This window comes from Burkholderia stabilis (assembly GCF_001742165.1).
In the GTDB taxonomy this organism is placed as follows: Bacteria; Pseudomonadota; Gammaproteobacteria; order Burkholderiales; family Burkholderiaceae; genus Burkholderia; species Burkholderia stabilis.
Genome location: NZ_CP016443.1, coordinates 617,415 through 630,020, shown reverse-complemented (window position 1 = coordinate 630,020; position 12,606 = coordinate 617,415). Strand labels below are relative to the sequence as shown.

General features: G+C 64.3%; 9 protein-coding genes. 6 read left to right on the top strand and 3 right to left on the bottom strand.

Going from position 1 to position 12,606, the window contains the following annotated elements:
* Nucleotides 1-402 (top strand): hypothetical protein, encoded by a 402-nt coding sequence (locus BBJ41_RS20875; protein ID WP_069748228.1) that lies wholly within the window; start codon nt 1-3, stop codon nt 400-402.
* A 282-nt stretch (nt 403-684) separates the two neighbouring features.
* Here BBJ41_RS20875 and BBJ41_RS20870 read toward each other — a convergent pair whose 3' ends face one another.
* A complete protein-coding gene (locus tag BBJ41_RS20870) occupies nt 685-1,248 on the bottom strand; it encodes a TetR/AcrR family transcriptional regulator (RefSeq protein WP_069748227.1) in 564 nt (187 codons plus the stop codon).
* Nucleotides 1,249-1,409: 161 nt separating this feature from the next.
* Between BBJ41_RS20870 and BBJ41_RS20865 the strand changes: the two genes are divergently transcribed.
* Together BBJ41_RS20865 and BBJ41_RS20860 are read left to right on the top strand one after the other, a co-directional pair.
* Nucleotides 1,410-2,969 (top strand): carboxylesterase/lipase family protein, encoded by a 1,560-nt coding sequence (locus BBJ41_RS20865; protein WP_236872118.1) that lies wholly within the window; start codon nt 1,410-1,412, stop codon nt 2,967-2,969.
* A gap of 34 nt (nt 2,970-3,003) precedes the next feature.
* Complete coding sequence (locus BBJ41_RS20860) at nt 3,004-4,449, top strand: APC family permease (RefSeq protein ID WP_069748225.1); 1,446 nt, start codon at nt 3,004-3,006, stop codon at nt 4,447-4,449.
* 281 nt (nt 4,450-4,730) lie between these two features.
* Here the strand turns inward: BBJ41_RS20860 and BBJ41_RS20855 are convergent, their stop codons facing one another.
* Nucleotides 4,731-5,327, bottom strand: a complete 597-nt coding sequence (locus BBJ41_RS20855; protein ID WP_236872117.1) for a nuclear transport factor 2 family protein — start codon at nt 5,325-5,327, stop codon at nt 4,731-4,733.
* A 79-nt stretch (nt 5,328-5,406) separates the two neighbouring features.
* Nucleotides 5,407-6,606, bottom strand: coding sequence for an MFS transporter (locus BBJ41_RS20850; RefSeq protein WP_236872116.1), 1,200 nt, complete (start codon nt 6,604-6,606; stop codon nt 5,407-5,409).
* Nucleotides 6,607-6,986: 380 nt separating this feature from the next.
* On the opposite strand from BBJ41_RS20850, the gene BBJ41_RS20845 reads away from it, so the two are divergent.
* The 3 genes from BBJ41_RS20845 to BBJ41_RS20835 all read left to right on the top strand — a co-directional run bounded on the left by BBJ41_RS20845 (nt 6,987) and on the right by BBJ41_RS20835 (nt 12,585).
* The gene (locus BBJ41_RS20845; RefSeq protein WP_069748222.1) at nt 6,987-8,678 is read left to right on the top strand and encodes an FAD-dependent monooxygenase; all 1,692 of its coding nucleotides are present in this window, start codon (nt 6,987-6,989) and stop codon (nt 8,676-8,678) included.
* A complete protein-coding gene (locus BBJ41_RS20840) occupies nt 8,672-8,932 on the top strand; it encodes a DUF2783 domain-containing protein (protein WP_236872115.1) in 261 nt (86 codons plus the stop codon). Before BBJ41_RS20845 ends, BBJ41_RS20840 begins: the two co-directional genes overlap by 7 nt.
* A 113-nt stretch (nt 8,933-9,045) precedes the next feature.
* The gene (locus BBJ41_RS20835) at nt 9,046-12,585 is read left to right on the top strand and encodes an indolepyruvate ferredoxin oxidoreductase family protein (protein ID WP_069748221.1); all 3,540 of its coding nucleotides are present in this window, start codon (nt 9,046-9,048) and stop codon (nt 12,583-12,585) included.
* The last annotated feature ends 21 nt before the right edge of the window (nt 12,586-12,606 follow it).

Genomic DNA, 12,606 nt, shown 5'->3' with positions numbered 1-12,606 from the left:
ATGAAAATCGTGACCTATTTTGGTTTCACCGTGGCCGCCACCGTCATCTCGATGTCAGGCATCGGCGCGGCGCTCGCCTACGACGACTTGCCGAAGCCGCCGCCGCCACCGGAGGGCTGGGTTCAACCGCCCAAGCAATCGGAAGGCACCGTTACGCGAGACGTGGAAAACCAGGTTGCCCAGCGTTTTACCGCCGCTACCGGCGGCAATCCTGACGGGCTGTTGTCGAAGCAACAGGCCAAGGCGGCTGGATGGGGGTTGGTCAGCGACCATTTCTCGGACATCGATCGTGCGGGGACGGGCTATGTCCGGCTCGACGACGTGTTGCGGTTCATGTCGGAACGAACGCCGCAACGCATCATGCGCATGAAAAATGCGACGAAACAGAATCAGCAGTTGTGACGTGAGGTGGATTCCCCGCTGCGGGTGGCGGGGAATTTTTCCGTGGGTCGTGGTTCGCGCGGGAATGACCGGACGCTTCGTGCAGGTCAGCGCAGGCCAGCGTCGGTCCAGAATCGGTGTAGCGCTCTCGGATTGGCTCCAGCGCCCGTTGCCGGATTCGCAACAGATCGGTTCGTCGCGAGACGTTCCATGCGGACTCCGTGTTGCGTGGAATCGCAAACCAACGAATGGCGCCCTCGAGGGCGCCAAAAGTCCTTCCAGAGAACGCTCGCGGGAGCCCGCCTATTGGCTCGGGGCGAGCGGGCGCGTCATGGCAAGAAGCGAGTCGACGAATGCCTCGCGCTGCGCCGGGTCCAGCGGACGCAGTCCGCACACCTCGTCGAACCACAGACCTTCCACGGCAAAGCGGATGATATGGGCGGTGCGCTCGGGCAACTGGTCGCGGCCCAGCAATTCCGCCCAGCGGGCCACGTGCGTCGCATAGACAGGCAGCAGGCCCGGCTCCAGAAGCAGGCTTCCGATCACGGCCGACAGGCTTCTCCCTTGCAGCGCCTGTGCGGAGCTCGCGATGATGTACGCGCGCGTCCAGGCGCCCGGCTGGCCGTCGACCTGTGCGGCTTCGGTGACCGCCCGCTCGAAGGTGATGGCTTCGAAGTGCAGCAGCCCCGCCAGAAGCTCGGACTTGCTCGAGAAGTGATAGAGCAGTCCTCCTTTACTGATGCCGGCGACCGATGCCGCCTCGGCAAGGGTTAATCCCAGGATGCCCTTGTCTTGCAGGATTTTTCGCGAAGCCTCGAATATTTTTCTCTTTGTCTCGCTGATTTCGTAATCCATGTTCTCTTTCATGAAGAATTGCAGGGAGAATGGTCCGAAAGAAGCCGTACCGGCTGGACGGTGCATTATACAAATTCTCTTTGCCATTTTTTTTGATTTGGCTACTGTACCGGCTGGACGGTACATGGTCTCTGCACGAGCCCGAACCTCATCTCCCCGGCATGGATAGAACGATGAACGAGTACACGAGTTTCCCCGTGATGGATGCATGCACCGAACGCGGCGATGGCGTATTGACGCTCTCGCGAGGGCAGGTCCGCGGCATGCGCATGCACGACAGCGTCCGGTTCGTTGGCATTCCATACGGAATGCCGACGGACGGCGATCGGCGATTCCAGCCGCCCGTGCCCGCACCCGCATGGGACGGAATCCGCGATTGCCGAACTTATGGCGATGCGTGCCCGCAATTCAATGACGACTTGCCGGCATGGCAGTTCGATGGCGGCCATTCGGCGAACTGCCTGAACCTCAATGTCTGGATGCCGGCTGCGGCAGCGCGTGGCGATCGTTTGCCCGTGATGGTGTGGCTGCATGGCGGCGCTTATCTGTCGGGCTCCGCAAACCTGTCGCTGTACGACGGGCGTATGCTCGCCGAGGAACAGCAGGTGGTGGTCGTGTCGATCAACCATCGCCTCAATGCGTTCGGCTACCTGTACTTGCGCGATCGGGACGCCCGTTATTCGCATGCGGCGAATGTGGGCCAGCAGGATATCGTGCTGGCTCTCGAGTGGATCGCGGCAAACATCGACGCGTTCGGCGGCGATGCGGCCAACGTCACGCTGTTCGGCGAATCGGGCGGCGGCGGGAAGATCTGCGCGCTGACGATGATGCCGTCGGCCGACGGCCTGTATCACAAGGCCATCATTCAGAGCGGGGCGTTTCTCACGACGCTGTCGCGAGAGGATGCGCACGTCAGGGCCGATGCGTTCCTTTCGATGCTCGGCGCCGACGCGCGATCGCTCGACGGGATTCCGGACGAGCGGCTCCTCGCCGCTGCGCGGCGCCTGTTCGATCGCTACGGCTATACCGCGTTCTGGCCGGTCGACGATGGCGTCGTCATCGATGCGTCGAGAAGTCCGGGCCGGTCGATACCGATGATGATCGGTACGACGCGGCACGAGGCGGCGTACTTTCTGGAACCACGGCTGCTCGCGCACGGCCCGCTCGAATCGGCCGACCGTCGCGATGCGCTCGAGAACGGTGTCAGGCCATTCAGCATCGGCGCGGACGATGCGAGGGCAGCCGTGGACGTCGCATCGCGTACCCATGCGCTCGAGCCCCGCACGATCGGCCGGGACCTGACCGACGTCGTGTTCTGGATGCCCGCGGTGGCGCTGGCGGAGCGCAACAGCCACCAGGCGAACACGTTCATGTATCGGTTCGACTGGGAATTCCCGTGCTGCGGCGGCAGCTACTCGATTCATGGCGCTGAAATCCCTTTCGTATTCGGCACGCTCGATTACCCGCTGCCGGCCTGGGACAGCACCGATTTCCCGAGCGGGCGGTATCCGGACGACGCGCGTGGCGACCGGTTCGAACTGGCGGCGCGCATGCGACGAGCATGGGCCGGTTTCGCGCGATACGGCGATCCGTCGGCGCGCGGCGCCCCGGTGTGGCCGCGTTACACGCCGGAGGCGCGTTCGACACGGATTTTCGACCGAACCTGCCGCATCGAACAGGACCCCGATGCCGAGCGCCGGCGAGCGCTGTTCGCAGGGCGCGCGGGCTCGTAATGCATTTCCCCCCAATCATCTACAAGGAACAGACATGGAGACGTCAGCGGCAACACCTGCATCCGCATCCACGCGGCCTTTGAACTGGATTGCCATCGTATTTTTCGTACTGGCCACCAACGGGCCGCTCACCAGCCTCATCGGATGCGTGCCGTATGGCGTCGCGTACGGCAACGGAATCGGGATCGCCGGCTCCTATCTTTGCGTGGGGCTGATCTACCTGTTCTTTGCGGTCGGCTTCACGGCGATGAGCCGCCATGTAAGCAATGCAGGCGCGCTGTATACCTATGTCGGGCAAGGCCTCGGCCGGCCGGCGGGCGTGGGCGCGGCGTTCATGGCCGTCGCGTCGTATTTCGTGATCACGCTCGCATGCTATGCGCTGCTCGGCTTCTATATCAGCTACTTCATCAGCACGCTCACCGGCGTGGCCGTGCCATGGTGGCTCAGCACGCTCGGCGCGGCGGTCGTCGTGCACGTGTTCGCGATCAACAACGTGCAGTTCAACGGCGCGGTGCTGTTCCTGCTGATGATCGTCGAAATCGGGTTGATCGTCGCCTTCAACATCAAGGTGGCAGCCACCGGCGGAGGCGTGGAGCACTTCAGCCTCGCGCCGCTGCATCCCGCGAACGTTTTTACCGCGAAGTTCGGCACCTCGCTCGTGTTCGTCGTCGTCGCCTACATGGGCTTCGAGACGACGGTGATCTACGCGAACGACGTCCGGAACCCGAGCCGGTCGATTCCGATCGCCACGTACGTCAGCGTCGCGGTCATCATGGCGATCTACGTGGTGTCGACGGTGCAGATGTCCAATGCGTTTGGCTATGCCGAGGTCGTCGCCCTTGCGGTGAAGTCTCCCGCGGATCTGTGGTTCGCCGTGACGGAGCGGGTGCTTGGCAAGCAGATGGTGGTGGTCACCAATGCGCTGCTGATCACCAGCATGCTTGCTGCGATCATCAGCTTCAACAACGCGACCGTGCGTTACTGGTATTCGCTCGGCCGCGACGGCATTGCGTTCGAGTGGCTCGCGCAGGTGAGCGAGAAGAAGGGGCTCCCGATCCGCGCGGCGAACATGCAGTCGGTGATCATGGTCACGCTGATCGTTCTGTTTGCCGTCTATCGCGTCGACCCGGTCATGGTGATCGCACCGTATCTCAGCATCCCGTCCGCGATCGGCATCGTGTGCGTGCAGGCGCTGACCGCGCTTTCAGTCATCCGGTTCTTCGCTGCCCGTCGCGAGCGCAACACGCGGTTCGTTCGATGGGCCGTTTTCCCGGCCATCAGCTTCGCGGGATTCGGCTACTTCCTGTACGCGATGATCGGCAACGTCTCGTTGATGGCCGGCACGTCGTCACTGATCGTGTCGATTCTGCCCTGGACGACGCCGGCGATTGCCGTCATCGGTGCGATGTTCGCGGGGTGGCTGCGGCACGCGCGGCCGACGGTCTATACCCGGCTGGGACGATTCCTGAGCGATAGCTGATCGCGCGGAATATTTCGGAAAGTGGTGAGATTTGGTTAATTAGAGATGCGTATTAATTACCAATATCGGAAATGGCTGACAGCGGGCTGATGGGTGACGCTGGGCGGCCGATCGGCCGCGCGTGTTCGCGCGACCTGATCGTTCGGGAGGGGCGCGTTCGCCCCTTCTTTGGCGGCGAGCCAGGCGGGAGGGCAGCCGCAAAATGGATGGAATGCGTGCGGAATCGAGGGGAGGGTGTGCCACGGCAGCCCGCCCGTATTCACGCACCGGCAGGCGCTCGATCAAAGCGGACCGGACGGCGTACACGGTGGATTGAGCTGGTGATCGGCCATGAGATCGAGTTTGACGATCGCCCAGCCGGATTCCTGGCGCCGAAACGAAAGGTAGTAACGCCCGGTGGCGATAACGTCGGCGCGCCCCTCGGTCGGAAACGCGTCGCGTGTCTGGATCAGGTTGACGGCCGCCTGGGCGCGATCGCCGTTGATGTCGATCAACGGAGACACGAGGTTGTGCCGCACCGTGCCGCCACTGCCGGACGGGTTCGTGCCGAACAGCAGGGTCGCGAAGCGCGTCAGTTGGGTGCGGCCGCGAACGACACAGACCGGATTGTTGTAATCCGGCTTGCCGCCATTCCATACGTGCTCGGTCCAGATACCGTCCGCGTCGAAAAGACGGGTGAATCGCGCAACGCGGCTGGCCTGCGATTCGCCGGGCACGCCGGCGTCCAGAATCGACACGTACTGTGCGAGAGCGCGTTCAACGGCGATCACGTCGGACGCATTCGATAGACTCGCCGCCCGACGCGAATCGAATGTGTCCGGCGCGCCTTGCGCGGCGGCCGCATGGTAGACGGCAACGAGTGCGGCAACGCCGAGCATGCGGCTGGCGAGGATGCAATTCCATTTCATGGAGGAGGCTCCCGGTCGGGCGGCAATGGTGGGGTGGACAGCGATTTCTTTAATTCGGTGCGACAACCGACATGGTGCGACGTGTCAGCGCCATCGCGCTGCAGCCGGCGACCAGGCCTACCGTGCAGATGCCGGCCCAGCCCGCGTGAAGCCATGCGAGGTTGCCGACTTCCGCGCCGATTGCCACGCCGAACATCGCGCCGGTGATCAGGATGCCGTTGAGGCGGCTGCGGGCCACCGGATCAAGCGTATTGACGATGGTTTGATGCGACACGATCCCTGCCATCACGCCAAGATCGAACAGGACCGCACCGATCGCAAGGGAAACCATCGAATTCGAGAAGATCCACATGCCGCCGAAGGCGACGATGACGAGCAGGCAACCCACGCGAATCGCCGGAACCGGACCCGCGCGATCGATGAGCCGGCCGAACAGCGGTGCCGCCAGTGCGCCGGCGGCGCCTGCCACGCCGTATGCGCCTGCCACGCCGGGCCCCTGGAAAAACGGAGGTGCGGCCAGGACGAGCGCGAGCGTCGACCAGAAGGCGCCGAGCGACATCGCGAGCAGCCCCTGCGTGAACACCGATCGGCGCAATGGCGCGTGCTTCAGCCAGAGCTTCACGAGGCTCGCCATCAGGTCGGCATAACGCCCGCTGGTGTTGGCGGGCAACGCGGGAAGCAGCCGCCAGACCGCCAGGACGATCAGGGCCTGGAGGCCTGCGGCCACCGCGTAGATCGCGCGCCAGCCATAGTGTTCCGCGACGAGCCCGCCGAGCGTTCGCGACAGCAGTATGCCGGTGAGCAATCCGGTCGTTACGCTGCCGACGACGCGGCCCCGGTTGGTATCGGACGCGAGCTGCGCGGCGACCGGGATGAAGTCCTGTCCGACGCTGCTGAGGAGCCCGATGAGGGCGTTCGTGACGAGCAGCGTCGCGAAGTTGGGCGCAAACAGCGCAGCCAGGAGCGCCAGGACGAGCAACGTGCCCTTGCCGACAATCAGCGAGCGGCGGTTCAGCATGTCGCCGAGCGGTGCGAGCAACAGCATTCCGGTCGCATAGCCGATCTGCGCCATCGTGGGCGCCCAGCCGATGAGCGTGGGTGGAACGTCGAAGTTCTGCTGCACCAGGCCGAGGATCGGCTGGATGTAGTAGACATTCGACACACCGACGCCCGTACCGATCGCCAGCAGCAGGACCAGGTTGCGCGACAGGCGTTCCTGGTTCGCGGGCCATGCAGCAGGTGTCGTCAAGGTGAGCTCCTGGTGATCGATAACGTTGCGAGGGCGGATCATGCGTGCGCCTGCAGCAGGATCGAAACCTTCGATTCGATAAGCGGTGAATATCGTCGCACACAACTACATCTCTTGCGATGTTTTTTTGGCGACGAATCAATCTGATCGGCTAGCGCATCCGGGAAATTCGCTGAACGAGGTCATTTTTTTGAATTTATGTCGCTTAAATTCGAAGATATCGGCTTATTTCTTCACTTTTTAGTAACAATATGATTAATGAGATTGTGTTTGCAAGTGAAACGCATGCGAGCTAATATCGTGCTGCGTTGCAGCGAAACTGAAGCAAGACGAGTCGACCCGATCGCTTTCAAAGCGGCATTTACGCGGAGTGCCTGCGGATGCATGTCCCCCCTCGATATTCGTACACACGTGCCGTCGATCTGGATGTCGACGACCGGCGACGCGTTCCGGTCGTCATCGTCGGCGCAGGCCTGATCGGGCTCGCGCTTGCGCTGGATCTGGCGCGTCGACAGGTGCCGAGCGTGGTGCTGGAGGCGCGGGACGCACCCATCGAGGGATCGCGCGCGATCGTGTTCGCGAAGCGCAGCCTGGAGATTCTCGCGCGTCTGGGGCTCGGTCCGCGACTCCGGCAAAAGGGCGTGAGCTGGAAGGTTGGCCGCCTGTTCCATCAGGACTGCGAGGCGTTCGCGTTCGATTTCCAGCCGGAGCCGGGACACGCATGGCCCGCGTTCATCAATCTCCAGCAGTCCTATGTCGAGGAATGGCTGGCGCAGGCGTGCTCGGCCACCGGCCTCGTCGAGTTGCGCAGCCGAAACCGCGTGACCGGCGTGGATCAGCATGCCGACGGAGCAACCGTCGATGTCGACACGCCGGATGGCGCGTATCGCCTCGAATGTGACTGGCTGGTGGCATGCGACGGCGCGCGCTCGACCGTGAGGCGGGCGCTCGACCTGCCGTTCGTCGGGGCGGCGTTTCCCGATCGCTTCCTGATCGTCGACATCGAGATGATCGATTCGACGTTCCCGGCGGAGCGGCGCTTCTGGTTCGATCCGCCGTTTCATCCCAATCGCTCGGTGCTGTTGCACAAGCAGCCCGACAATCTGTGGCGCGTCGATTTCCAGCTCGGCACCGACGCGGACCCCGAACTCGAACGACAACCCGAGCGCGTGGAGAAGCGGTTGCGCGCCATGTTCGGCGACGACCTGCCGTTCCGGATCGACTGGTTGAGCATCTATACGTTCCGGTGCCGGCGGCTGGAGCGATTCGTCCACTCGCGCATTGTGTTCGCGGGCGACAGCGCGCATGAAGTCAGCCCGTTCGGCGGCCGTGGTGGCAATGGCGGCCTGCAGGACGTGGACAATCTCGGATGGCGGATCGCCGCGATGCTTCGGCACGGCGCCCCCGCTTCATTGATCGATTCGTATGGCGAAGAACGCGTTTTTGCCGCCGACGAGAACATTCTCAATTCCACCCGCAGCGCGCGCTTCATTTCGCCCGACAGTCCGTCTGTGAGCGTATTGCGCGACGCGGCGCTCGCGCTCGCGCGCACGACGCCGTTCGGGCGCACGCTGGTCAATTCCGGGCGTCTGTCGCGTCCGTCCGTGCTGACGGGCGTCGGGCAGTTCTCCGACGCCGCCGCGCTCGCCGGTGCGCTGAAGCCCGGGTCGCCCGCGTTCGATGCGCCGGTGATGCGCGGCGACGCGTGCGGCTGGCTGCTCGACGATTTGGGCGGCAACGGCTACACGCTGCTGATCTACGACATGCCGGCACGTGCTGCCGCGATGGCACTCGATTCCGCCGCGTTCATTCATCCGCTTCGCGTGGTGACGGTGGCACCGGAGCGGCCGCCTCGCGATGCCCACGCGCCACACGGTGTGGTGCTTTGGGATCACGAAGGGAAAGTGGCGTCGCGTTACGGCCTGACGCCGGGCAACGCGGTGTTGCTGCGGCCCGACCAGCATGTGCTCGGCGTGTTCGAGGGCGCCGACTCGGATGCGTTGCGCCGGTGTCTCGGGAACACACTCGGGGTGTCCGCTTCGACCACCTTCGAGGAGGCGCAGTCATGGTGATGAACGGTGGCGCGACCGGCAATCAGTCCGGGCTGGACGAGTATGCGCGTATTCCCGCGCTGCCTGACCCGGATGCCTACTTTTCGATGCTGTCCGACGCGTGCCGCGATCTCGATGCCGCGCAAGGGCATTTATTCCATGCACAGCTCGTGCTGGTGCTGATTCATCACATCGCGGATCCGGACATCGTGCGGGAGGCGATCGCGATCGCCCGCACCGGACTGGGTTTGCCCGCCATTTCCAGTCAGGAATGATCGTCAAGCAGTTCGAATCGATAAAGCCGAACCGGGTCGATCCGGTTTGAAGCGAAGCGGCGCGCAATGCACGACGCGCGGCGTGGGTCCTCCGTGAATGAGAGCACGAAGCCATGTCCATCGATGCAGAATACCGAAACGACTCGCGTTATCGACGAGGAATCGACGAGCCTCAGGGGCGTATTTTCCTGAGCGGTCAGCAGGCGCTGGTGCGAATGATGCTGGCGCAGGCCGGTGCCGACCGTGCTGCCGGCCTGAATACCGCGGGCTTCGTGACAGGCTATCGCGGCTCGCCGCTCGGTGGCCTGGATCATGAGTTGTGGCGCGCCAAGGCCTTGCTCGAACCGTCGAACATCCGCTTCCAGCCGGCGATCAACGAGGATCTTGCCGCCACGGCATTGATCGGTACGCAGCGGGTCGAAACCGATGCGGCGCGACGTTACGACGGTGTATTCGGCATGTGGTACGGCAAGGGCCCCGGCGTCGACCGCTCGGGAGACGCGCTCAAGCATGGCAACGCATATGGCTCGTCGCCGCACGGTGGTGTGCTCGTCGTCACGGGCGACGATCACGGGTGCGTGTCGTCGTCGATGTCCCATCAGTCGGATCGCACGCTCGTCGCCTGGGGCATGCCGGTCGTTCATCCCGCCGGGCTTGCCGACTACGAGCGATGCGGGCTATGGGGCTGGGCGCTGTCGCGCGCATCGGGCCTGTGGGTCGGCTTCAAGGCGATCACCGATACCGTCGAGGCGTCGACCTCGTTGCAGACGTCGGCACCACCCGGCTTCACGATTCCGCCGGTCGATCCCGGCCCGGATGGCTTGCACTGGCGCTGGCCCGATCTGCCGGGCATGCAGATCGAGCGCCGGCACCGCTACAAGCTCGAGGCGGCACGTGCGTTCATCCGTACCAATCCGCTCGACGAGGCCGTCACCACACCCGCGCGTCCCGTGCTCGTGATCGGCGCGGTCGGCAAGGCCTATCGCGACGTGCGCGAAGTGCTCCAGCAAGGCGGGATATCGCTCGATCGTCTCGAGCAGGCAGGCGTCGCGCTGCTGAAGATCAACCTCGTGTATCCGCTGTCGCCGCTGCTGGAAACCTGGGCCAAGCGGGCGGCCAAGGTGCTGGTGATCGAGGAGAAGCAAGCGGTCGTCGAGGATCAGCTCAAGCAGCGCCTCTACAACATCCGGCATGACCGGCGGGCAACGATCATCGGAAAAACCGACGAGAATGGCCGGATGCTCTTGTCGGAACAGGAGGAGCTGCGTCCGTCGCGAATCGCTCAGTTGCTGCTGCAGCAACTCGCGGCGCTCGACCTGGCGCTGCGCATTCCTTCATCGTGGATCGACGCGCCGGCGGTGCGGGCCGCGGACTGGGTGAAGCGCACGCCGTACTTGTGCTCCGGCTGCCCGCACAACACGTCGACACGCGTTCCGGATGGCAGCGAGGCGCGCCTCGGCATCGGTTGTCACGCGATGGCGGCGCGGATGCCCGAGCGGGCCACGAGCGGCAGCGTGCAGATGGGGGGGGAAGGTGTCGACTGGCTCGGGCAGGCCCCGTTCGTCGAGACGCCGCACATCTTCCAGAACATCGGCGACGGGACCTTCTTCCATTCCGGTTATCTGGCGATCCGGCAAGCGGTGGCGGCGCGGGCGACGATCACCTACAAGCTGCTGTACAACGACGCGGTGGCGATGACGGGCGGCCAGCCGGTGGACGGCAGCCTCGACGTCAGAAAGGCGATCGATCTCGTCAGAAGCGAGGGCGTGCAGCGCGTCGTCGTGGTAGCCGACGATCCCGACCGCTACAAGGCGCGCGCGCGCCTTCCACGGGGCGTCGAACTGTTCCATCGCGATCAGCTCGACAACGTTCAGCGGCAACTGCGCGAGACGCGCGGCGTCAGCGTCCTGATCTTCGACCAGGTTTGCGCGACGGAAGCCCGGCGCAGGAAGAAGCAGCAGCCGGCGCCGGCGATCGCGACGCAGGTCGTGATCAACGAGACCGTTTGCGAGGGATGCGGCGATTGTCAGGTCAAGTCCAATTGCCTGTCGGTCGTGCCGGTCGATACGCCGTTCGGCGCGAAACGCAGCATCGACGCGCATTCGTGCAACACCGATCTGTCCTGCGTGAAGGGTTTTTGCCCGAGTTTCGTGACGATCACCGGCAAACCACGCACGCGCAAGCGCGCAGATTTCGACCACGCCGCCGCGCTTGCGCGCGCGGACGCGCTCGCGTTGCCCGTTGCGCCGCGCCCGCTCGACGCGCCATTCGAGATATTGCTCACCGGCGTGGGGGGAACGGGCGTGGTCACGGTGGCCGGGACGATCGCGCTGGCCGCGCATCTGGACGGTCTTGACGTCAGCGTCCTCGACTTCACGGGTTTTGCGCAGAAGGGCGGAGCCGTACTGAGCCACGTCAGGATCGCGCGTGATGCCGAATCCCTTCATCAGTACCGGATCGATCGCGGCGGCGCCGACGTCCTGCTGGCCGCGGACCTTCTGGTGGCAACCGAGGACGACGGGCTGGCCGCGCTCAGGCGTGGTCGGACGCAGGTCATCGCCAACACGGCGCAAACGCAAACCGGGGCGATGTTGCGCGATCCGGGCCTGCGCATCGAAACGGACGCCATTCAGGCGCTCATCAAGGCGCGTGTCGGCGAACAGGGCTACGTTGCATTCGACGCGAAGCAACTGGCGACCGATCTGCTGGATCCGATGCAGGCCAACATGTTGTTGCTCGGTTATGCGTGGCAGCGCGGGGCGATCCCCGTATCGCTGGCAGCCTTGCGGAAGGCCCTGGATCTGCAGGGCGGCAGTGCGTCCGCGAGGCATCAGGCGATTGCCTGGGGGCGTCTGTGTGCGGCCGATCCCGATTTTGTCGCGAGTCAGTTCGGCACCGCGCCCGACAGCCTGCCGGCGATCCCGATCCGCGATGCACGACAGCCCGAAGAATCCGTCGAGGAGCGAGCCGACAGGCGGAGCACGTTTCTCACGCAATACCAGAATGCGCGTTATGCGGCGCGCTATCGACAGACGGTAGAGCGGGTGAGCGCGGCCGCGCGGGCGATCGGTGACGTCACGCTGGCCGATGCGGTGGCGCGCAATTTATTCAAGCTGATGGCGTACAAGGATGAATACGAGGTGGCGCGCCTTCATTCCGAGGCGAGCTTCCTCGCGGATCTGCGTGGAAAATTCGCGGCAGGCGCGAAACTGACGTTTCATCTCGCCCCGCCGTTGCTCGACGCATTCAGGAAAGGCGGCGAGCCGGCGCCGCGCAAGCTGGCGGTCGGAGGATGGATGATCCCGCTGTTCCGCATCCTTGCGGCCGGCAGGGTGCTGCGCCACACGCCGTTCGACCCGTTCGGCTGGACCGCCGAGCGACGCGAGGAGCGTCGCCTCGTACGCGACTACGAGTCGACGCTGCTCGACTTGCTGCCGCGCCTGACGCGCGAGAAGCTGCCGCATTTCGTCGCGTGGGCGAACGTGCCCGATTCGATCCGGGGGTACGGCTACATCAAGCTGCGCGCGATCGAGGCGGCCCGAAAGCGCCAGATCGATCTGGTCGAACGGATTCTGAGCGAACGCAGCGAACATCGCGTGATTCGAATCGAGTCGCTGGAAGACCATGCCGGGAAGGCGGAAGTGGTCGAGTAAGTGCGTGAAGGTCGGCGAGCG